This is a genomic window from Flavobacterium sp. I-STPP5a (genome assembly GCF_009764685.1).
In the GTDB taxonomy this organism is placed as follows: Bacteria; Bacteroidota; Bacteroidia; order Flavobacteriales; family Flavobacteriaceae; genus Flavobacterium.
The window spans coordinates 54817-77755 of the sequence record NZ_VHLM01000075.1 but is presented as its reverse complement, the minus strand read 5'-3'; the positions used below and the strand labels follow the sequence as shown (position 1 = coordinate 77755).

The following is a 22939-nucleotide window of genomic DNA, read 5'->3' as shown; positions in this document are numbered from 1 at the left end:
ATTTTGAAATTATTTGAGAAAACAAAGTTATATTTGACATAGAAGAGGGCTTTTTTGTTGTGCAACTCAAAGTTAATTTGAGATACAAAAATTACCCTCTTTTTCTTTTCTTTTTTTAAATGTTTAGTACGCTATTGATAATTATTCATAAAATTTCTAACAATTCATAACATGAGAAATTCTAAAATTAAAAGGCTTGAATTATTAAAAAATACCTACTCAAATAAAAGTGATTCAACGTTTATAGGACCTAAAAATCAAACCTGCCGAAATATGTATCTTGAGGAATTGCAAGACATATATTTTAATGAAAAATCACTTTTAATATCGATTCCAATATTGATCTATAAAGCTGATAGTAAAGAAATTTCGGAAGCACTTGCAACTCATCTACAATTTACAAAAGATCACATTCAGCGCCTCGAAGACTTTTTTATTTCTATTGGAGAAAAAAGTATCATTCTGAAATATGCTTCATTATATGAAAACCAAAATAATACTCCATAATATATATCAAATTGAATATGGACCTGCCACGCTACTGATTTTTTAAACGTATTACAAGTAAATTTTTATCTAAAGCTACTAAGTTTAAAAGATTAAACAGCTCAATACCATTAAATTACGACAATACTGTTTTCCAATAGAAAATGTAAATCATATAACTTTTTGAAATAATAATGTAATACCATATTGATATACAATATTCATCTTTGTAAAGAATTTAATTTTTGATTACAAACAATAAAGGACCGCTCGAATAACAATCAATAATTATTAAAAAAAAACTCATTATGAAACTAAATATTGGAATTACCGAAGAACACTTAAAGAGCAGCATATCCATTTTGTCCTCGCTTTTAGCAAATGAAATGACTTTATATATAAAACTTAGAAAATTTCATTGGAATGTATCAGGGCAAAGTTTTATGGAATTACATCAATTATTTGAATCTCAATATACTCAACTTGAAGCATCTATTGATGAAACTGCAGAACGCATTAGCAAATTAGGTGGAAAAACTATTGGTACTATGAGCGAGTTTAGTAAACTATCTGTTATAAAAGAGTCTCCTAATGTATATCCAGTTCAAAAAGAAATGTTACAAGAACTTGTTAAAGATCATGAAACATTAATAATACAAATAAGAGCAGATATTGATACCTGTGACAGTAAAAATAACGACGCTGGAACAGCTGATTTTCTTACAGGATTAATGAAAGATCATGAAACAATGTCTTGGAAACTAAGAAGATATTTAGAATAAATATAAAAATTATGATCAATTTAAAAAATGAGGTTTTAAGACCATCAATTAGTAACTGTAGAGTAGGAAAAACAGCTCCGTCTCAAAGATATATTAGCACTGTAAAAAATACGGTTGCAATAAACACTAGCACTTTGAAATTTGCTTAAATAAGAATTACACATTCCTTTTATTAAAAGTTATGTAGTTAAAAATAGGTTGGGGTTTGGTTAGTTTGGGCTGTTGGAAACAACAGCCTTTTTTTATAAATAAACGGAAAAAATTATTCTTTAAAAGGATCTATTGTGTTTAAATTTAGTACTTGTTTTAAACCTATGCCAAAAAAGATTAACAGTAAATATTACAACTTTTCAATAAAGTTATATAACAATATTTGTAGGTGTTTATTGGAATTTTGCAAATAGAAATATATTGTTTTGAGATTTTTTTGAAGACTATATCAGGTAAAGGTAAGAAAAGAAATAACATAATTAAAATGATAAAATATGGATGTTAAAATATCAATTGATGTATTAAACCATTTAATAGCATCCCATAAAGATAGGGTTGTTGCATATCAAAATGCAAAAAAAGCATTGTCTGAAAATGATTTAGTTCAATTGTTTAATGAGTTTGAAAGAACTAGTAATCAGTTTAATGACGATTTGATCTTTGAATTAAAAAAAATTAATGGCTCTCCAAAATATAATTCTCGTAAAACTAATTTTATCGATATAATTTGGGAAAACATTAAAATTACTAATTTCATAAAAGACAAAGAAGACGTCTTAAACAGACTGGAATACACTGAGTTTGAAATACTCACTGTTTATAAAAAATCATTGATTAATAACACCGATTTTATTCCAAAAAAGCTGAGTAAAATTTTACAACAGCAACAAATACTACTAACAAATCAGCATGATAAAATTAAAGAATTGGGAGATAATTTGTTAGTTAAAACAAATATGAGTTTTTAAAATGAAGTAAAACTATTTTAAATTTTAATGCCGTAAAACAAAAAAAGAAAGCAATGAACCAATCATTAACGATACAAAAAGAACGACTAAGTACTTATATCAATGAAAGTTTTATTGAGGTGGGTAAAGCTACAGAATTTGCAATTCGTTTTTTTAAAGAAGCTGTTAGGTCTCCTTATGAATTCAAAGAGTTACTTAAACAATGTTACATAATAGGATATAAATCTTTGCCACTGGTTACTATTACGGGATTCATAATGGGCTTAGTTCTTACTTTACAATCAAGACCAACTTTGGCAAAATTTGGAGCTGAATCTTGGTTGCCCAGTATGGTTACACTATCATTAATCAGGGAAATTGCACCTGTAATTACTGCTTTAATTTGTGCTGGTAAAGTAGCATCAGGAATAGGAGCTGAACTTGGATCAATGAAAGTAACAGAACAAATTGATGCCATGGAAGTTTCGGCCATCAATCCTTTCAAATATTTAGTCGTAACAAGAATTATGGCGACCACATTAATGATTCCTTTGCTTGTAATTTATGCTGATGGAATAGGAATAATTGGAGGGTATATGGGGATAAACATACATGGGGAGGTAAATATACAACGCTATATAGCACAAGTTCTAGAGTCTATTACGTTTGTGGATATATTTCCGGCTACTATCAAAACTTTTTTCTTTGGATATTTTATTGGCATGATAGGCTGTTATAAAGGATATAATGCTGAAAATGGTACAGAAAGTGTTGGTAAAGCTGCAAATTCTGCAGTAGTTACCGCATCGTTAACCATTTTTATAATTGATATGCTGGCAGTTCAGGTAACTGATTTATTTTTTTGATATGAAAAAAAATGACCCCCTTCAAAATAGAGAAACTGTAATTGAAATTAAAAATTTGCACAAAACTTTTGGTACAAATGAAGTTTTAAAAGGAGTTACATTTAATTTAAACAAAGGAGAAAATCTTGTAGTTCTAGGGAAATCCGGATCAGGAAAATCAATTACTATTAAATGTATTGTTGGACTTATTAAAATAGACGGTGGTACTATTACTGTATTTAACCAAGAAATCAATTCTTTAGAAATCAACGAATTAAACAAAATTAGAACTCGTATTGGATTTCTATTTCAAAATGCTGCTTTATATGACTCTATGAGTGTGCGTGAAAACCTTTCTTTTACTTTAAGAAGACACGATACTACATTAACAAAAGACGCAATTAATGAACATGTTTTAGAAGTACTAGAGAGTGTAGGATTAAATGAAGCAATAGATAAAATGCCCTCTGAATTATCTGGTGGAATGAGAAAGCGAATAGGGCTTGCAAGAACCTTAATTCTTAAACCAGAAATAATATTATATGATGAACCTACAACAGGACTTGATACCATTACGTCTAGAGAAATAAGTGAACTAATCTTAGAACTGAGGCATAAAAATAAGACCTCAGCAATCATAATAACTCATGATATGCCTTGTGCAAGACTTACGGCTGATAGAATTTTAATTTTAAAAGACGGTGTAGTACATATAGAAGGAACATATGATGAACTAGAAAAAAGTGAAGATGAATGGGTTCGTTCCTTTTTTATTTAAATTAAAACTTAAAAAAACCATGATAAAAGAATCGGTATACCAATGGAAGTTAGGCATGTTTGTACTAGTTGGACTATTTTTATTTATAGGAACTATATATTTTGTAGGCAAACAAAAAAACTTATTTGGATCAACTATAGAATTGTATTCAAAATTCAATTCGGTTAATGGACTTGCAGTAGGTAACAATGTTAGATTATCAGGAATAAATATTGGAACTGTTGAGGATATTGAATTCCTCAATGATACTTCGGTAGTAATTAAAATGGTAATCAAAGAGGAAGTTCGTAAATACATTAAGAAAGATGCTTTCGCAAGCATCAATTCGGATGGTTTAATGGGCGATAAGGTCTTAACAATAACCTCAGGAAAGAAATCGAATATATTGATCAATGATCAGGATTACATTAAATCAAAAAAAGCTATTGAAATGGAGGATTTGATGGTAAGTGTTAAAAAAAGTGTAGATAATGCGGGCTTGATAACTGCTGAATTAGCACAGTTTAGTTCCAGCATGAATAATGGTGATGGAGCTTTATCAATATTAGTTTCGGATAAAAAATTTGGGAATAGCGTAAATAATTTAGTTGCCAATTTAGAAGAAAGCACAACCGAGTTTAAAAATTTCACAAAAAACATGAACAATGGAAAAGGTGCTTTGTCTAAACTTATTAGTAATGAGCGAATGGGGAATACCATAGATTCATCTTTAACCAATGTAAAAACAGCAACAAAAGGCTTAAATGAAGTAATTGAGGCAGCAAAACATAATTTTTTACTGAGAGGTTTTTTCACTAAGAAGAAAAAAGAAGAAGATAAAAAACTCGAGGAAGCACAAGAAATTGAAGAAACAGAAATGAAAAAAGCATTGAAAATAGATCTAAAAAATGATTCACTAAACAAATAACCTATCTGGTATGGGGTTCCAAGCCAATTTTAGAAATTTAATTCTAGCTTAGATATAATAATTTAAAGACACGAAGTTAGCTTACAAATCAGTACCAATCAGAACAATTTGCAATAGTCAGATAACTAAGTTGGTTTGAATTTTGACAACTTTGTAAAGTGAAAAAAATTTCACTATTAATAATCAAAAGTATGAATTCAAATGATTTGGAGGGAAATTGGGAAGAACAAAAGGAGAAATTAAAAGAAAAATTTGTTACTTTGACTAGCAACAAGTCATTATTTTCAAAATCTAAAAAAGAAGAAATGCTTAAAAAATACCAAGACAAACTAGGAAAAACTAGAGAGAAACTTATTGTTATTTTTCAATCCTTATAATTTTTTTTTAAAACTACTTAAAAATAAGTAATAGAGCAGGTATAAATTCATATTCTTTTTAAGAAATCCTTTAGGTTAATATATAAAGCACATCGAAAATGTAAAAATAAAATGAATATTTTTTGTAGAGTTGATCGTAAAAATAAAATATCTTAAGAAAATGCAAGTTGTAAAACTTGCATTTTTTTATTTAACCCCTTTTTTAAAAATTTTAGAAAAAACCAACTCGTAATAATTCTAAGGTGTGAATCTTGAAACATTCCTTAAAAGTAATGTAACAACTACACAGTGTTAATTATTGACCTTTGTATCATACAAATCAATAAAAAACAAATACAATGAAAAAGTCTAAAAATTTAATTTTCACATCACTAGCTTTGGTGCTATTATCATTCACAGGAATACAGGCGCAGGATAAAACTCCAGCTTTTGGTTTTAAAGGAGGTCTAAACTTTTCAAACTTATATACAGATACCGTTGATGATAACAATGTTTTAACCGGTTTCAATGCAGGTTTGTACGCTAAGTTTCCTATTACAAACAGTATTGCAATTCAACCTGAAATTAACTATACCACCAAAGGATCTGAATTAGTATATAGCGTTTTGGGTGTAAATGGAACAGCAAAATTCAATATTAACTATATAGAAGTTCCTATTTTACTTGTTGCTAATTTAACTGATAATTTCAATGTACAAGTAGGTCCGTATTTGGCATACATGGTTAGCGGTAAAACAACAAATGATTCTAATCTTGGTTCATCAGTTCGTACATTAGATACTGATGATTTCAATAAATTTGATGCTGGTATTTCTGGAGGTTTAGGTTTTGATTTAGACGTGGTAAACTTTGGTGTTCGTTATAATTACGGGTTGACTAAGATTGGTAAAGATGATAGTTTTACATCTTCTGATGCAAAAAACAGTGTATTTAGTGCGTACGTAGGTCTAAGATTAAACTAATTTTTAACTTTTAATAATACCTATCATGAGTAATCTTCTTTATACAATAGCCGTAATTCTAGTGATTTTTTGGGCAATCGGTTTTTTTGCTTATAGTGTTGGATCCATCATTCACATTCTTCTTGTTCTAGCGGTTATAGCTATACTATTCAGATTAATTTCTGGTAGAAAAATATAATATTCAATACTAATTCTAATCATTAAAACTATAAAACATGAGTAATCTTCTTTATACAATAGCAGTCATTTTGGTAATTTTTTGGGCAATCGGATTCTTTGCTTTTAGCGTAGGTTCAATAATTCATGTCTTATTGGTAATTGCTGTAATAGCAATCTTGTTTAGACTTATCTCAGGTAGAAACGTATAAATTAATAATTATAACTTTAAAAATTTACATTATGAAATCAGATAAAATAATATTAGGAGTTTTAGGCGGAGTTGCTGTAGGAGCATTATTAGGAGTTTTGTTTGCACCAGATAAAGGTGATAACACAAGAAAAAAAATTGCTGACAAAAGCAATGATTACACTGACGAATTAAAATATAAATTGGATAACATTTTGGGTTCTATTACTCAGAAATATGAAAAAATTTGGTCAGAGGGCGAGAAATTAATTGCCGAGGGAAAATCTAAACTGAATGAAGTAAAACACGATGGTGAAGATCTCCTAGCTCATGGTAAAGCTTCTTTCAACGAAGTAAAAAAGGATATTAATTCAATATAATTTGTATTACTTTCTTAAAAAATTAATTTTGATATAAATTTCAGGAAAATGGAAAACAATGCATCATCAATAGAAATGCTTTTTGAAAGAGCAGAGAATTACACTAAAACTTCAATAGAGTTAGCTAAACTTAATGCAATTGATAAAACTGCCGATGTGGTTTCATCATTAATCTCTAGAATGGCAATTTCTGTTGTTTTTGCGATGTTTATTTTTCTTTCAAACATTGGGCTTTCGTTATGGGTGGGCGAGCTTGTAGGTAAAGTCTATTATGGTTTTTTTATTGTTGGCGCCTTTTATCTAGTAATAACAGTTTTACTGTATTACTTTAAAGACAAATGGATAAAAATGCCTATCAGTAATTTAATAATTGTCAAAATGCTTAAAACCAGTTAATATGAAAAAGACAACTGAATCAGAGATGCTAAAAGAAGCTATTCAATTATTGAAAGAAAAACAAGCTTTTGAACTCCTACAACTTAAGGATCAATATCATGTTACTTATGAAAGTTTACAACCTGTAAACCTTATAAAAAATGCTTTTGGACAGTTAACAAAAACTTCAGAATTTAAAGGAAATATTCTTAACAGTGTTATTGGTATTGCATCAGGATATTTATCAAAAAAAGTATTATTAGGTTCTACCCATAATCCGATCACAAAGGTTCTAGGTACTATTTTACAATTTGCAATAACTAACTTTGTAAGTAAAAAAGCTGAGAATTTTACTCAGGACAAGCAATCTTAATAGAAACTTTTATATAAAGATTTACATATTCATTAGAGGATAGCCAAAAAAGCTATCCTCTTTTTTTATGATTACAATAGGTTTATTAAATTCAAAACCAATAGCAGCAACCGCATACAGTCACAACGTTCTATACTGCCTTTGCTGATTTCAATGCCTAAAAAATTTGCGAATATAAGTTAATCTTACTACTTCATTATTTAATTATATAACTCTTTAAGCCACTAACATAACAACCTTTGCTATGTAGAATACTTAATCCTTAAAATTATAAAAAATGAAAACTAAAAATTTACTATTACTCTTTGCAATATTATTTTTTGCATTAATTTCTGGTTGTGCAGAAGACGATTTTATAGAAACAGTAGGTGTTTGCCCAGTTGTAGAATCTACAATTCCTACTAATGGCGCTTTAAACATTCCATTTAATCAAATTATCTCGGTCACTTTCAATGAGGAGATAAATGCATCAACAATTAACCCGTCTACTTTAATTATTTCAAAAGCAGATGGCACAGTAGTTTCTGGTTCCATCACGTATAGCGCAAGAACAGCAAGATTTACCCCGGTAAATCCTCTAAGCGCTAATACTACCTATACGGGTAGGATTACAACTGGAGTAAAAGATGTAATGGGCAATGCTCTTCAAACAGATTATGTGTGGACATTTTCTACTGGAATGATTATCGTTCCTGTTGTAATAACTACTGATCCTACAAACAATCAACAAAACGTTGCTCTTAATAAAACTATTACTGCAACTTTTAGTATTCCAATGGACCCTTTGACAATAAACAACTCAACAATTACTGTAAAACAAGGGACTAACACAATTGCAGGCGCAATAACTTTTTCTGGATCAACAGTTTCTTTTGTACCTACAAATCCTTTAACTGTTAATACTGTTTATACCATTACTATAACAACAGCTGCTAAAAGTTTGCAAGGAACACCTCTATCTGCTGATTATGTATGGAATTTCACAACTGTTCCTGTTCCAACAGTTACCGCTACTGATCCATTTAATAGCGCTATAGGAGTTGATTTAAACAAAACACTTACTGCAAACTTTAGCATTGCAATGGATCCGCTAACTATAAACACAACGACTTTTACTTTAAGACAAGGAACTACAGTAATACCGGGCGCTGTACTGTATACTGGAGGTACTACCGCATCATTTAATCCAGTAAATGCTCTTAATCCTGGACTTGTTTATACAGCAACAATTACAACAGGTGCTAAAAGTTTAGCTGGTATTCCACTAGCTAGTAACTACGTTTGGAATTTCACAACCTCAAATGTTGTAGTAACACCTCCTGTTATCACAAGTGGTTTGTTCTTTGGAGTTTTTGGAGGGAATGCTGGAATAACAAATCAAGGATTATTAACTGTAATCAACGGTGCTATTGGTACAACGGCAGCTGCAACCTTAGTAACAGGTTTTACTGATGGTACAAGTGGTGATGTATATACTGTAACTCCATTAAATAATGGAATTGTAACTGATGGAATATTTACTGATGCTCCAGCTCCTGGAAATGCTACAAAAGCAGCTGCAGCATTAGCAGGACTAAATGCAGCGAGAGATCTCTACAACAGTCTTTCTCCAGCCTCTATGCCTGGAGGTGTTGCTAATCCTGGCGCTGGTGAATTAGGAGGATTAACATTAGTTCCTGGTATTTACACCGCTTCAAGCTCTTTCAGCATTACTAACGGAAACCTTACCTTAAATGCAAATGGGGATCCCAATGCTAAATGGTACTTTCAAGCACCATCTTCTTTAACAGTAGGTGATTCAACGCCAAGTAGTGTTACCTTTTTAAATGGTGTTGGTAATCCTAATAATGTGTATTGGTATGTAGGAACTGCAGCAGTTATTAATTACGCTGGTGGTGGAGTTATGGTAGGAAATATTATAGCCAACTCTGGGGTGACTTTGTCGTCTCCTGCTAATAGTACAAATCCTTTTTTAACAGTATTAAACGGTAGAGCAATTTCACTTGTAGCTTCGGTAACAATGGTAAATACAACTATTAACGTACCCACTAATTAACCAATTAACGACACAAATTTTAGAATCGTACTCGTATATATCACTCTAAGGAATAGATTCATTAAAAATAAAAAAATAAATCATGGACAATATAAATTATTTCAAAAAGGGACCAAGTAATTCTTGGTCTCCTACTAACCTTTCTTTTAAAGGACTTTTATTAGTCTCTTTGACATGGTTGGGTACACAAACAACTGCACAAGCACAGGAATTTCCAGCTGTTAAGTACAGCAAACCTTCTTGGTTCTTTGGTGTTGCAGGTGCTACCAATTTTAACTTTTACAGAGGTTCAACGAATCAGCTGAATGCCAGTTTTACACCTCCTGCTACTTTTCATGATGGGAATGGAGCAGCTCTTTTTATTGCACCATTGATTGAATATCGTCCTGCAAGTTCAAGATGGGGCGTGATGCTTCAGGCAGGATTTGATAATCGAGAAAGCTCGTTTGACCAAGTAAAAACAGCGTGTGATTGTCCAGCAGATTTATCAACCGACTTAAGTTATTTTACAATAGAGCCAAGTGTACGTTTTGCACCATTTAAATCTAATTTTTATCTTTATGGAGGACCAAGATTAGCATTCAATATTGACAAGTCATTTACATATCAGTTAGGTATAAATCCAGCATTCCCCAATCAAGCTCCTTCTCCTGCTGTAACAGGTGAATTTAGTGAAATTGAAGAAACCATTTTGTCTATGCAAATAGGCGCTGGTTATGATATTCCACTTTCATCGGTGCGTAACAAAACACAGTTTGTATTATCCCCTTTTGTTTCGTTCCAACCTTATTTTGGTCAAAATCCACGTGCTTCAGAAACTTGGAATATAACTACCATTAGAGCTGGTGTTGCGCTTAAATTTGGACAAGGAAAAGAGATTCAAGAAGCAACAGATTTATTTAAAGATCCTGAAGTACAATTTTCCGTAAATTCTCCTATCAATGTTCCTGGAGAAAGAAGAATGACTGAAATTTTCCCACTTAGAAACTATGTTTTCTTTAATGAAGGGTCTACACAAATTCCAAATCGTTACGTTGTATTAACGAAAAACCAAGTGAAAGACTTCAAGGAAGACCAACTAGAAACTTTTGCACCAAAAAATTTGTCAGATCGTTCAAAACGACAAATGACGGTTTATTACAACGTGCTTAACATATTAGGCGATCGTATGCAAAAAAATCCTTCATCAACAATCATGTTAGTTGGTTCATCAAATAATGACAATACAGATGGTCTGACAATGGCTGAATCTGTTAAAACGTATTTGGTAAATGTATTTGCAATAAATGCCTCTAGAATTACTACTAAAGGTCAAAACAAACCAAATATCCCATCAGAACAACCTGGAGGAAAATTAGAACTGGTTTTACTACGTGAGGGAGATCGCAGAGTTTCTATTGAAAGTAATTCCGCCGATTTATTGATGGAATTTCAAAGTGGTCCTGATGCTCCATTAAAACCAGTACAGATCATTGCATCTCAAGAAGCACCAGTTGAAAGTTATGTTACTTTTAATAACAAAGGAGCTAAAGACGCATTTTCCTCTTGGTCTTTACAAATGACTGATGAGCAAGGAAAAATTCAGTCTTTTGGTCCATATACTAAAGATGAGGTAAGCATACCGGGAAAAATGATACTAGGTAGCCGTCCTGAAGGTGATTATAAAGTAAAAATGATTGGTCAAACTAAAAGTGGTAAAATTGTAGAGAAAGAAACTCCGGTTCACATGGTTCTTTGGACTCCTGCAAAAATGGAAATAGGTACAAGATACAGCATCATCTATGAATTTAATACATCTAAAGCAATATCAATTTACGATAAATATCTTACTGAAATAGTTACACCTAAAATTCCTATTGGTGCAAAAGTAATTATTAAAGGTCATACAGATGTTATAGGTGAAGAGGCTTATAATCTAGATTTATCAATAGCTCGTGCAAATGATGTCAAAAACATACTTCAAAAAAGCTTAGAAAAAATGGGCAGAAACGATGTTAAATTTGATGTATCTGGGTATGGTGAAAATGAAAACAAGTCTCCATTTGATAACAAGACTCCTGAAGAACGTTTTTATAATAGAACTGTAATAATTGATATCATTCCGGTAGTCAAATAAAGCTCGATAATATAGAATACCATTTACTAATTTCAAATTGAGGATAGAAACTTAAAAGTCTATCCTCTTTTTTTACAAATTTTTTTTTTTCACAAAATGAAATTACAAATATCAACCCTGAATACGCTATGTATATTGAATTAAGAATTCATATTACAAATCAATAAAATTTCATTTTTATTCATTCTTATTATAAAAACCGAAAGTATAACATTAAATTATTATTTTTACTTCTCACTTTATGTAACTATGACACCAAACGAAAAAACCATATTTAAATTCTATACTGCTTTTACAAATGCTGATGCTTCAACGATGTGTGAATGCTATCATTCTAAAATTGAATTTCGTGATCCAGTTTTTGGTTTATTAAAAGAAAATGATGTTTGCCAAATGTGGAAAATGCTCTTAGAACGAAGTAACGGAAATTTGAAAGTGATTTTTTCTGATTGCAAAGCAAATGAGTTTACGGGATCAGTAAACTGGGAAGCAACTTATTTATTTAGCAAAACAAATAGAACTGTAATCAACAAAATTAATGCCCAATTTCAATTTAAAGACGGTTTAATTATAAAGCATACTGATGATTTTGACCTTTATAAATGGTCTAAGCAAGCCTTTGGAATAACTGGATTTTTATTGGGATGGACAGGTTTTTTTCAAGGTAAAATTCAACAACAAGCTCAAGAATCGCTTCGGAAGTATATTGCTAAAAATACAAAATAGTGACATTCAATTTCCATTTTCTATACCAATTTTGAAAAGTCAAAATCCCAATCAGTTGTAGGTTTGTACCACAAATGACCATTTGCAACATCAAGCGGACAATCAAAATTATTAGTGTATAAAGCTCCAGTTCCTAATCCTTGTGGCATAGCACTATTTTTCTCAAATGTCCATTGCGCTATGGCATTTAATCCTATATTACTTTCTAACGCAGAGGTAATCCACCACCCTATTTTATGCTTTTCAGCCAAGTCTATCCATTCTTGAGTGCCTTTGAAACCGCCTATAAAACTTGGCTTTAAAATAATATATTGTGGCTTTATTTGAAGTAATAATTGCTCTTTATCCTTTTTCAAAAAAACTCCTATCAACTCTTCATCTAGCGCTATAGGAAATGGAGTTTTCTCACACAGCTCTGCCATATTTTCAATTTGATTTTTTTGAATTGGCTGTTCAATACTATGTATCTTAAATTCATTAAGTTGTAGTAACTTATCTAAAGCGTTTTCTACCGCAAATGCACCATTAGCATCAACCCGAATTTCTATTTGCTCAGGTGTAAAATGATCTCTTATAAACTTAAGTAATTGTAGTTCTGCATCAAAATCTATGGCGCCTATTTTAAGTTTAATACACTTAAAACCATCAGACAGCTTTTCTTCTATTTGCTTTTTCATGAACTGCTCCTCACCCATCCATACCAGTCCATTTATTACAATTGCTTCTTGGCCAGCAGTAAATTTGGATGGAAATAACACAAATGGATGTTCGCTCTCTAGAGATTGAAAAGCCATTTCTACACCAAACTGAATAGAAGGAAATTCTAATAAAGCTTCCCATAGTTTTTCCTTTCCTAAGTGAATATTTTCGCAGGTCCACTTTAATTTTTCTTCATAATCAGGCCGGTCATCAATACTTAAACTACGTAAAATACCACACTCACCAATTCCTTTTTTGCCATCTTGTTCTAATACTATAAACCAAGTTTCTTTATCGTTCATTACCCCCCGAGAAGTGCCTGATGGGCGTTTAAAATTAAGAATGTATTTGTGATAGGTTGCTTTCAAAATATATTTTTTTGGTGTAAGTGAAGATCTTGATTGATTTAATCTACTATTTTTAAAACTTTCTCAAAATCATTAGACACGATTCCAGCTTTTTTAAAGGCTTCAAAATCTTGCTTAATTTTTTGTATCCAACTCAAACTATCCGTTACATTTTGAGTTTGGTATTGTTTATAAATGGCTTTGGCCAATGAAAAATTTTCGTTTAACAAATACGCATGCGCCAAATTAAGCTGAATTAACAATTCTGTTTCATCCTTTTTTTGCCCTTCTTTTAAAAATTTCAATGCCTTTGCATATTGTTTTGTCACCAGATAACTGTATCCTAGATTATTATAATCCAGCGCTGAAGCTTTTCCATCATTGATAATAGTAGTCATTTTTTGTATGGCTTCACCATGTTTGCCTTGTTTTGCTAATCCAGCAGCTTGTTTTCTTAAGTCTTCATAAACAGCAGTCGAAAGGTTGCTTTCGCCAAAACAACTAGTACCAAAATCTTTATACGCTTTTGCACGCTCTACAGCTAACAATTTTTGAAACTCGGAAAAGGTGTATTTAGTTTGAATTTTATCTAATATACAAACACAAAAATCATCAGAATTACTCATTTTTTGAGCCAAGTTTGATGTTTTACATTGATCAATAATAGACTTTCTGTTTTCAATTGTCCAGCCACGACTTAACTTTTTATTAACCCAAGGAACAACTTCTAAAATTATTTTCTGGTTCATAATCCAGTTTTTACTTTCAAAACCAAACCATAAGTTTCCCTTGTTGCCTTGCATACAAGACGATTTATCAGTTGAAAGTCGTTTGGCATCTTTGCTTATTGGTGTGTTTTGAACCAAACAGGCAGTATCTGTTTTTCCGTTTTCTTGATACTGTGCTGCTGCATCGGTACTTGTAAATATGGCATACTTACAGGTATCATCTCCTGAAATTTTAGACAAAATAAAAACAGCTCCTGCTGATCCCTGACTAATTCCTGTAGGATCTGGAATTGATTTTAAAACTGAAACCAAACTTCCAGCCATTTGCTGACTTTTATCCAAGAGGGTTATTCTAAAAACAACCTCAGTGGTTCCCTCAGGAAAATCTTGAGTTTTGATGATGATTCTGTCTCGTGCAGATACCGTAATTTCTTCTGTTGTAGCTCTGGTTTTATCCCAATAACCATCCTGTTGAGCAAAAATAGTTTGGATAGAAAGTAAGAATAGAACAAAAATAAATAGCTTTTTATTTAGCATGGTAAAATAAAATAATGGATAACATGACATTCTAAAACGTGTTTAGGAGTACCTTTAGTACTTATGAATGGTATTTTCATAGCCCTGATAGCAGTGAAAATCCTTTTATAAAGCCGTAAGCCTATCAAGGCTTACGGCTTTGTAAAAGATTGTAACGAATAGCAGGAAATAGCTCCTAAAAAAATTACAAATCAATAGAGTTCCCAATTTCTAGCAACATTAAATCTTTTCCTTTATTGAAAAACTTTCTAATGGCGTCTTCTTTATTGATTTCGATATACCCGAAAGTGTCAAAATGGTATCCTAAAATTTTATCACATTCTACAAAATCCGATGCAATGATAGCATCCTCAACATCCATGGTGAAGTTATCACCTATTGGTAAAATGGCTAAATCAAGTTTTGTTCGCAATGGAATGAGTTTCATATCCATGATAAGTGCCGTATCACCTGCAATATAAATATTTTTATGTTCGCCTTCTATGACAAAACCACCAGGGTTTCCTCCATAAGAGCCGTCTGGAAAAGAGCTAGAGTGAATTGCATTTACGTATTTTACTTTACCAAAATCAAATTTCCAACTTCCACCGTGGTTCATTGGGTGCGATTGAAAACCTTTTGCACCATAATATCCTGCAATTTCAGCATTGGATACAATTACAGCGTTTGTTCTTGAAGCTATGGCTTCTACATCAAGAATATGATCTCCGTGTGCGTGAGTTAATAAAATATAATCAGCTGCTAGAGTATCAATGTTGATGTGGGCTGCTAAAGGATTTGCCGATATAAATGGATCAACAAGTATGTGTTTGCCACCAACTTCTATTCCTAATGATGCGTGACCGTAAAATGTTATTTTCATTGTTATAGTTTAAAAGTTTAGCTCGTAAATTATCTTCCGCCGAGAAATAAATTTACAAATAAATCTTGAATGAAAGAAACCATACATATTGATAATAAGATGGCTAAAGCAAAGGTGCTCAAGGCTAATTTTTTGAGTTCAGGGTCAAGATCTTTGTGGTTCTTATTGTTGTAAACCGTTTTCAAATGTTTTAATAATGGAATAAATGCGATGGTAAACAAATACTGGTCTGCCCTGTACTGACTGATTACAGCAAAAATTACAACAAGCAACATGGCTGTTATAATTAAAAAATAGTGGTATTTTTTGGCATTTTCTCCACCTATTTTAACCACTATTGTATTTTTATTTGATTTTCTGTCTGAGACTTCATCGCGCATGTTGTTCAAATTCAAAACACCGGTACTTAATAATCCTATTGCAATGGCAGGTAAAAACAAATTGAAATCCAATTGTTTAGTATACAAAAAATGAACGCCTAAAGTACTCACTAATCCAAAGAAAATAAATACAAATACATCTCCCAAACCATGGTAACCATAAGCGGATTTTCCTACCGTGTAACGAATGGCCGAAATAATAGCCGCTACCCCTAGCACTAAAAAAAATAGGGAGTAGAAAATATTTGTATCTGAAAAGGAGACATAAATTAATAATATAGCAGCTATCAATGTAGCTATTGAAGTAATAATAATTGCCTTTTTCATGGACTGTGGTGTAATTACACCGCTTTGTATGGCACGTTTAGGCCCTATTCTATCTTCATTGTCAGTTCCTTTAACGCCATCACCATAATCGTTAGCAAAATTAGACAGCACTTGCAATCCTAAAGTAGTTAAAAGCGCTAAACCAAAAATGGCCCAACTAAATACTTCGGTAGGTGTTAAAATATTCTCGGTAGGATTTGCAAGAGCATACATACTTCCTACGATTATTCCAGATACTGATAATGGCAGTGTGCGTAAACGCGCGGCCTCAATCCAATGTTTCATAATTTTTTTATTTAAATCTCAATCCCTTATGAATTGAGTTTTTCTTTTACATCCAGTTGCTATCGGATTTTTCCATTCGATACAACCACAAATTTACTTTACTTTTTAAAATTGTAAAATTACCCATCTGGAACGAAATAGTTCCTCCAGCAGTGTGCAAAATAACAGAACCAAGATCTAATTTTTTATGCCAAAAATATTGCGATGTGGAAATGGCTTGTATTTTATGAGGCTCGATAATTGCCGTGCTGATATCCCAACCACCACTTTGCTTGATGATAAAATTATCATGAATGAACAATCTATTATTTTTGAATTTGAAATACTGTAGTAAACCTATAAAAATTACATAAACAGGAACTAAATATACAAAGTCAAATGCAGCGGGTTCCATCCAAGCTCCTATGGCGTAGAACAATAAAACAGGAAGAAGGATATACAACAATAACGCTACAGCTAACACTCTAAAATTAGGCTTCAAGGCTAAACCTTTTTCAGGTATTTGATCATACAATAATTGTAAAACCGAACTACTCTCTAAATCACTACATCCTGGAATTTCAATGATAGATTTTCTATCTTCGGCAGTACCGCTAGTAGCTTGTCTTATTCTTAATTCTAATATTCCGAGCTTTTTTTGGAAAAAATTTCTTTTAATGGTTGTAATTTGGACTTTGTCAGGCTTAAGAATGGTGCTTTTAGAATTGAATAATCCATAAGACAATAACATAGAATTTTTTTGACGTGCAATTGTATACCCATAATATTGAATAATTACCCGTGCAATATTCAGCACCAATACACCTGCTAATACAAATACAAAACCTACTACAAGAGATTGAGAAGCTAAACCTTTATCAACATAAGAATTAACTTGTTCTTGATACACGGAATCACTCTCACTGAATTTTCTAAAATTTTCATAAATAGTACTTCCAAAAATGATAATTAATCCTATTGTTTTACCGTAGTTTGAGGTAATTCCTAACTTTAACAAACTCAGCAACCCTATGGTTACAAAAGGCGCCTCAGTTGCTTCTGCTTCTATATCAGCAAGGTTTGAATTTATATCTAAATCTTGACTTGTTTTTAAAGCCGATTGGTCAAGCAAACGCGATTTTAATTCTAACGCCACTTCATGAGAAATAGCTTTAATATGACCCTCTTTTTTGGAGCTTCCAGCCGTATCTACATGCAATTCATAAACGCCAATTAGTTTTTGAATAAAAGACTGATTGATGTTTACTTGTTGAATTTTATCCAGCTGTATGGCAGTTTTGGTTTTGTTTAAAATCCCATCAGAGATAATAAATTCTTCTTTTTCAGCATCTAAAAAAAAGGTGAAACTGCGGTATTTCAAATACGATATAACCCCTATCGATATTAAAAACAACACTATACCCGTAACCAAGTACAAAATATTTAACTCCTTGAATTTAAAAGCATATACTACAATTAGCGGCCAAAAAGCGCGAGCATTTTTTTGTAAAGCATAAAAAAACAACACCAACACTCCCACTGGAGATTGTCTTTGCGGCGCACTAAAACTTACATCCATCACAGTTGTTTTTGAATTTTAACCATCAATAACTGTTTTATATTTTCGGCTTGTTCCTTTTCAATTCCGGGTATTTGAATGTCACTAGAACTTCCGCCCGCTGTAAATATTTCTATTTCGGCTAAGCCAAAAAAACCAGATATAAATCCTTCATGTAAGGCTACATGTTGCACTCTATTATAAGGAATTATGATTGTATTGGTTGCCAAAACTCCATATCGATACAAAACATCATGCTCTCTAAATGCAAAACCTTTTTTTCTAAAACTAAGCAGCGCAAATAAAACGATAAATAGCAATACAAAAGGAGACATTAAACCTAATAAAAATGATATTCTACCTGAAAAACCATCTGGTTCAAAATACAAATAAATAAAAGGAGCTGCAATTAGTGCAATAATCAAAATAGCAAGCTTGATTGCCACCACAAAAAGATATTTTGGATGCAATTTTGTAAAAATTACTTCCTCATATTTTGGGAGTAAATCGGTATCAATTATTTCGTTCGAAAAGTTTTGCATTTTTTTATTTTGTTTCAGTTTTAAAGTGTAACGTTTCAGATTTTTCGAATTGAAAACCTAAAACTTAAAACTTTTTATGGCAACCATTTTTTTTCAAAATTTGGTTTTCTTTTCTCTAAAAATGCATTTCTACCTTCTTTTGCCTCTTCGGTCATGTACGCTAATCGAGTAGCTTCACCAGCAAATACTTGTTGGCCCACCATACCATCATCAGTCAAGTTCATAGCAAATTTTAGCATTTTAATAGCCATAGGCGATTTTTGCAAAATTTCTTGTGCCCATTCATAAGCCGTAGCTTCTAATTCATCATGAGGCACCACAGCATTCACCATACCCATATCCATAGCTTCTTGAGCCGAATAATTACGGCCAAGGAAGAAAATTTCTCTAGCTTTTTTCTGTCCCACCATTTTAGCTAAATAAGCTGATCCATAACCTCCATCAAAACTAGTTACATCTGCATCGGTTTGTTTAAAGATAGCATGCTCTTTACTAGCAAGTGTCATATCGCACACTACATGTAAACTGTGTCCACCACCTACTGCCCATCCTGGCACTACAGCAATAACTACTTTTGGCATAAAACGAATTAATCGTTGTACTTCTAAAATATTCAATCGATGTTGTCCGTCATCGCCCACATAACCTTGATGGCCACGAGCGTTTTGATCGCCACCACTGCAAAAAGAGTACACGCCATCTTTGGAAGATGGTCCTTCAGCTGATAACAAAACTACACCTATTGAGGTGTCTTCTTGTGCATCATAAAAAGCATTGTATAATTCGGCAGTAGTTTTTGGTCGAAAAGCATTGCGCACATCAGGTCTGTTAAACGCAATTCTTGCAACGCCGTTACATTTCTTATAGGTGATATCTTCGTACTCTTTGGCAGTAATCCAGTTCATGATAATTGTTTTAAAATATTTCAGTGTAAAAATAAATCATTTTTTACATTATATCTAGTCTATTTTGAATAAGCTTATGGTAATCCTTCTCTGATGAAAGGATTTAAAATGTTAAAAATCAGAAAAAAAAACGATATTCTTAATGGTTATTAGCGTACTATTTTTTAACTTTATAATAGGTTAATCATCTTATTACAAGCTTTAAAGTTGATTTTCTTAATTATACTTCACTGAGTTATTAACCTAAAAAAAGAATGTATTGTTTATCATTAAAAATGTTACCGCTCTTTTTTCTAAGGAAATTATTCGCTTTATTTTTTCAGAATTCCAGAGCAAAAAATCTATGAACAAGTCATTAATGTTAGTCGTAGTAAAAATAAAGTAGCACCTGAGGTTTAACCAAAGTATTATTTTCTTTTGTTGCTGTGCAAAACAGTATTAAAAATATTTTTTAGAAAATAATCTAATCTATTAAAGAAAAACCAAGGTCATAGCGAAAATATTTTTTCACGTTAGCGCAATGAATTGAACATATAATAAAAGAGGTCAAAAGCAACTAATGTCGCTGTTACATCTTAAAAATAGTTATAAATACTATTGATGAGCATGCACATACCGTTTCTTTCAACCATTAATACATTTTAATACTTGTACTATTTTTTTATTGTAGTATTAAAAAGAGAAAGACTAACCTTTATAGATTAGTCTTTCTTTTTTTTTATTCTTTAACTAAATAAATTCCGTCATCCTTAATTTCAATCAATTGCTCCCTGTATAAAGAACCAATTGCTTTTTTAAACGTTTTTTTACTCATCTTCAACACCGTTTTAATGTCCTCTGGATGAGAATTATCAGTCAACCTCAAGAAACCTCTGCTTGCGCGCAGTTCATCCAGAATTTTTTCGGCATTGGGTTCTATACTTTGATATCCTTGTATTTGCAAGGAAACATCAATTTTATTATCTGGCCTGATTGTTTTAATGTAACCACGCATACGGTCTCCCGTTCGAATGGCGTCATCATACACTTCATCCTTGTACATCAATCCTTTATACTTTTCATTGATAATCACATTGATTCCCAACTCCGTAATATGCGACACAATCAAATCAACTTCCTCTCCTTTTTCAATAGTTAAGTTTTCATTTTTCAAAAACTGATTCAATTTACTAGAAGCGACTAATCTATTGGTTTTTTCATCCATATAAAGGTACACCAAATAGCGTTTTCCTTTTTCCATAGGGCGCGCCTGCTCTTTAAACGGAACCAAAATATCCTTTTCCATTCCCCAATCCATAAACGCTCCTATTTGATTGGTATAATTCACTCTCAAAAGTGCAAACTCATTCAATAAAATATAAGGTTCCAGAGTGGTAGCAACTGGTCTTTCTTCATGGTCCAAATACACAAACACGATCAACTCCTCACCTATCTCAAATTCGTTGGGAACGTATTTATTGGGAAGCAAAATGTCATGAATTCCCTCTGGATCTTGTTCTGGATTTCCCAAAAACAAACCCACTTTGGTATCACGTAATATCGTTAGCGTATTGTATTTTCCTATTTCAATCATTATATTGTATTTTGTAAAGTGCAAAGGTACGAAGTTTGAAAGTAGGATATTAAGAAACCGTCCACAAAAAAACTAATACGGAAATAGCTCCTCTTTTCCTTTTTAGGAGCACCCACCTTCGTTTTTTTATGACGTGTAGTCCCGCTGTACGCAGTATCCACGCCCAAAAGCGTGGGATACTCACTTCCATCGGGGCTAGATTAGGAAATATCGTTTTCATAACATAAACAACAGAAGCACCTTTTTATGAGGTTTTGTTCTCGTTAGCTGTTACACAAACACTATGATAATTAAAAAAAACAAATACGATTTTCTAACTTTACTATTTTAACCTCAAACAATTCCTAAAATTTTAAGGACAAGATCAACTCTTTTTCTTTTTCACTAACTTTGAGGAAACTAAAAAAACAATTAATGAAACCAAATCCTATAACAACCTTTATTCTATTTGTCTGCTTTTCGATTACAACTTTTGCACAATCTACAGTTGATGATCCCGAAATTAAAAAAATGCTATCCGAAGTAAAATCTGAAAATATGGAAGCTACCGTTCGGAAACTAGTTTCGTTTGGTACACGCCATACGTTGAGCGACACCAAAAGCAATACACGTGGTATTGGCGCAGCACAGCGCTGGGTAAAATCAGAATTTGACAAATATGCTTTGGCTTCTGGCGGGAGACTTACTTCTGTCATTGATTTTTTTACCATCAAAGCCGATGGAAAACGAATTGCAACGGATAGTCAATTAGGAAACGTAATGGCTACTTTAAAAGGTACAGATCCTACTGATGATCGCGTAATGATAATTAGTGGTCACTTAGATTCTAGAGCTTCGGATGTAATGGACGCAAAATCTGACGCGCCTGGCGCAAATGATGACGCTTCGGGAGTGGCTGCCATGATGGAACTGGCCAGAATTATGAGTCAAAGAGAATTTCCTTTTACACTCATTTTTGTGGCTGTAGTGGGTGAAGAACAAGGTTTGTATGGTGCTAAACATCTTGCTGATCTTGCCAAAGAAGGTAAATGGAATTTGATTGCAATGCTAAACAATGACATGATAGGCAACAGTTTATCAAGCGGCACTTTATTGCGTGACAATACTAGAGTGCGTGTTTTTAGCGAAACTATTCCTTATCTAGAAACAGAAGCCGAAGCAAAAATGCGAAAATCAACTAATCGTGATAATGATAGTCCATCAAGACAGTTAGCACGTTACATTAAAACTGTAACCAATCAATACGTAGATCAATTGGATATTAACCTGGTATACCGCAATGACCGTTTCTTGCGTGGTGGAGATCATACTCCTTTTAGCCAAAATGGTTTTACTGCGATTCGTTTTTGTGAGATGAACGAAAACTACGATCACCAACACCAAAATGTGCGAAAAGAAAATAACATTCAGTATGGTGACCTTCCTGAATTCATGGACTTTGAATACATGAAGAAAGTAACCTGTTCTAATTTGGCTACTTTCAGCAACTTAGCTTGGTCGCCAAAAGCTCCAACTAATGTTGGAATTGAAGTAAAAGATTTAACCAATTTCTCTACTTTACTTTGGACTGCGCCAGAAGGAAAAGCTGTTTATGGATACAACATCCTTATTAGAGAAACAGGATCACAACACTGGGAAAAAACTATTTTTGTAAAAGATACAAAGGCCGAAATTCCATATTCTAAAGATAATTTTTTCTTTGCAGTACAAGCGGTTGATGCATTAGGACATTCTAGTTTACCTGTTTTCCCTACCCCTATTCGTTAACTT

Annotated in this window: 26 protein-coding genes; 18 read left to right on the top strand and 8 right to left on the bottom strand. The window is 32.3% G+C overall.

Features of this window, described 5'->3' with window-relative positions:
- Nucleotides 1-171: 171 nt before the first annotated feature.
- The 17 genes from FJV36_RS14055 (at nt 172) to FJV36_RS13975 (ending at nt 12447) form a co-directional block, all read left to right on the top strand.
- Nucleotides 172-507, top strand: a complete 336-nt coding sequence (locus tag FJV36_RS14055; RefSeq protein WP_158727849.1) for a DUF892 family protein — start codon at nt 172-174, stop codon at nt 505-507.
- A 287-nt stretch (nt 508-794) separates the two neighbouring features.
- Complete coding sequence (locus FJV36_RS14050) at nt 795-1268, top strand: Dps family protein (RefSeq protein WP_158727850.1); 474 nt, start codon at nt 795-797, stop codon at nt 1266-1268.
- Between the two features lie 11 nt (nt 1269-1279).
- On the top strand, nt 1280-1417 hold the full coding sequence (locus FJV36_RS14045) for a hypothetical protein (RefSeq protein ID WP_158727851.1): 138 nt from the start codon (nt 1280-1282) through the stop codon (nt 1415-1417).
- Nucleotides 1418-1753: 336 nt separating this feature from the next.
- Nucleotides 1754-2227 carry a hypothetical protein gene (locus FJV36_RS14040; protein ID WP_158727852.1) on the top strand — a complete coding sequence of 158 codons (474 nt, stop codon included), beginning with the start codon at nt 1754-1756 and terminating at the stop codon, nt 2225-2227.
- Between the two features lie 53 nt (nt 2228-2280).
- Nucleotides 2281-3072 carry an ABC transporter permease gene (locus FJV36_RS14035; protein WP_158727853.1) on the top strand — a complete coding sequence of 264 codons (792 nt, stop codon included), beginning with the start codon at nt 2281-2283 and terminating at the stop codon, nt 3070-3072.
- 1 nt (nt 3073) lies between these two features.
- On the top strand, nt 3074-3829 hold the full coding sequence (locus FJV36_RS14030; protein ID WP_158727854.1) for an ABC transporter ATP-binding protein: 756 nt from the start codon (nt 3074-3076) through the stop codon (nt 3827-3829).
- Nucleotides 3801-4736 (top strand): MlaD family protein, encoded by a 936-nt coding sequence (locus FJV36_RS14025; RefSeq protein ID WP_233264522.1) that lies wholly within the window; start codon nt 3801-3803, stop codon nt 4734-4736. Before FJV36_RS14030 ends, FJV36_RS14025 begins: the two co-directional genes overlap by 29 nt.
- 191 nt (nt 4737-4927) lie before the next feature.
- Nucleotides 4928-5113, top strand: coding sequence for a general stress protein CsbD (locus FJV36_RS14020; RefSeq protein WP_158727855.1), 186 nt, complete (start codon nt 4928-4930; stop codon nt 5111-5113).
- 338 nt (nt 5114-5451) lie between these two features.
- Nucleotides 5452-6075: a porin family protein gene (locus FJV36_RS14015; protein ID WP_158727856.1), complete on the top strand. Its 624-nt coding sequence runs from the start codon at nt 5452-5454 to the stop codon at nt 6073-6075.
- A gap of 25 nt (nt 6076-6100) precedes the next feature.
- Entirely contained in the window at nt 6101-6253 is a 153-nt protein-coding gene (locus FJV36_RS14010; protein ID WP_140344716.1) for a lmo0937 family membrane protein, read from the top strand.
- A gap of 37 nt (nt 6254-6290) precedes the next feature.
- Nucleotides 6291-6443 (top strand): lmo0937 family membrane protein, encoded by a 153-nt coding sequence (locus FJV36_RS14005; RefSeq protein ID WP_144890608.1) that lies wholly within the window; start codon nt 6291-6293, stop codon nt 6441-6443.
- A gap of 31 nt (nt 6444-6474) precedes the next feature.
- Entirely contained in the window at nt 6475-6801 is a 327-nt protein-coding gene (locus tag FJV36_RS14000; RefSeq protein ID WP_158727857.1) for a YtxH domain-containing protein, read from the top strand.
- 48 nt (nt 6802-6849) lie between these two features.
- On the top strand, nt 6850-7197 hold the full coding sequence (locus FJV36_RS13995; RefSeq protein ID WP_158727858.1) for a hypothetical protein: 348 nt from the start codon (nt 6850-6852) through the stop codon (nt 7195-7197).
- A 1-nt stretch (nt 7198) separates the two neighbouring features.
- Nucleotides 7199-7549 carry a hypothetical protein gene (locus tag FJV36_RS13990; RefSeq protein ID WP_158727859.1) on the top strand — a complete coding sequence of 117 codons (351 nt, stop codon included), beginning with the start codon at nt 7199-7201 and terminating at the stop codon, nt 7547-7549.
- Nucleotides 7550-7826: 277 nt separating this feature from the next.
- Nucleotides 7827-9605: an Ig-like domain-containing protein gene (locus FJV36_RS13985; RefSeq protein WP_158727860.1), complete on the top strand. Its 1779-nt coding sequence runs from the start codon at nt 7827-7829 to the stop codon at nt 9603-9605.
- Between the two features lie 82 nt (nt 9606-9687).
- Nucleotides 9688-11721 carry an OmpA family protein gene (locus tag FJV36_RS13980; RefSeq protein ID WP_158727861.1) on the top strand — a complete coding sequence of 678 codons (2034 nt, stop codon included), beginning with the start codon at nt 9688-9690 and terminating at the stop codon, nt 11719-11721.
- Between the two features lie 249 nt (nt 11722-11970).
- A complete protein-coding gene (locus FJV36_RS13975; protein WP_158727862.1) occupies nt 11971-12447 on the top strand; it encodes a nuclear transport factor 2 family protein in 477 nt (158 codons plus the stop codon).
- 20 nt (nt 12448-12467) lie between these two features.
- Here the strand turns inward: FJV36_RS13975 and FJV36_RS13970 are convergent, their stop codons facing one another.
- The 8 genes from FJV36_RS13970 to FJV36_RS13935 all read right to left on the bottom strand — a co-directional run bounded on the left by FJV36_RS13970 (nt 12468) and on the right by FJV36_RS13935 (nt 21169).
- Nucleotides 12468-13514, bottom strand: coding sequence for an o-succinylbenzoate synthase (locus tag FJV36_RS13970; RefSeq protein WP_158727863.1), 1047 nt, complete (start codon nt 13512-13514; stop codon nt 12468-12470).
- Nucleotides 13515-13552: 38 nt separating this feature from the next.
- A complete protein-coding gene (locus FJV36_RS13965; protein WP_233264523.1) occupies nt 13553-14788 on the bottom strand; it encodes a tetratricopeptide repeat protein in 1236 nt (411 codons plus the stop codon).
- 154 nt (nt 14789-14942) lie between these two features.
- Nucleotides 14943-15620 (bottom strand): metal-dependent hydrolase, encoded by a 678-nt coding sequence (locus tag FJV36_RS13960; RefSeq protein WP_158727864.1) that lies wholly within the window; start codon nt 15618-15620, stop codon nt 14943-14945.
- Between the two features lie 29 nt (nt 15621-15649).
- Nucleotides 15650-16612 carry a 1,4-dihydroxy-2-naphthoate octaprenyltransferase gene (gene menA / locus FJV36_RS13955; RefSeq protein WP_158727865.1) on the bottom strand — a complete coding sequence of 321 codons (963 nt, stop codon included), beginning with the start codon at nt 16610-16612 and terminating at the stop codon, nt 15650-15652.
- A 46-nt stretch (nt 16613-16658) separates the two neighbouring features.
- Entirely contained in the window at nt 16659-18170 is a 1512-nt protein-coding gene (locus FJV36_RS13950; RefSeq protein ID WP_158727866.1) for a PH domain-containing protein, read from the bottom strand.
- Nucleotides 18170-18691, bottom strand: a complete 522-nt coding sequence (locus FJV36_RS13945; protein WP_158727867.1) for a PH domain-containing protein — start codon at nt 18689-18691, stop codon at nt 18170-18172. The genes FJV36_RS13950 and FJV36_RS13945 overlap by 1 nt, the downstream gene beginning before the upstream one ends.
- Nucleotides 18692-18765: 74 nt before the next feature.
- Nucleotides 18766-19596, bottom strand: a complete 831-nt coding sequence (locus tag FJV36_RS13940) for a 1,4-dihydroxy-2-naphthoyl-CoA synthase (RefSeq protein ID WP_158727868.1) — start codon at nt 19594-19596, stop codon at nt 18766-18768.
- Between the two features lie 718 nt (nt 19597-20314).
- The gene (locus FJV36_RS13935; RefSeq protein ID WP_158727869.1) at nt 20315-21169 is read right to left on the bottom strand and encodes a S1 RNA-binding domain-containing protein; all 855 of its coding nucleotides are present in this window, start codon (nt 21167-21169) and stop codon (nt 20315-20317) included.
- A 414-nt stretch (nt 21170-21583) separates the two neighbouring features.
- On the opposite strand from FJV36_RS13935, the gene FJV36_RS13930 reads away from it, so the two are divergent.
- Complete coding sequence (locus FJV36_RS13930) at nt 21584-22936, top strand: M28 family metallopeptidase (RefSeq protein ID WP_158727870.1); 1353 nt, start codon at nt 21584-21586, stop codon at nt 22934-22936.
- Nucleotides 22937-22939: the final 3 nt, after the last annotated feature.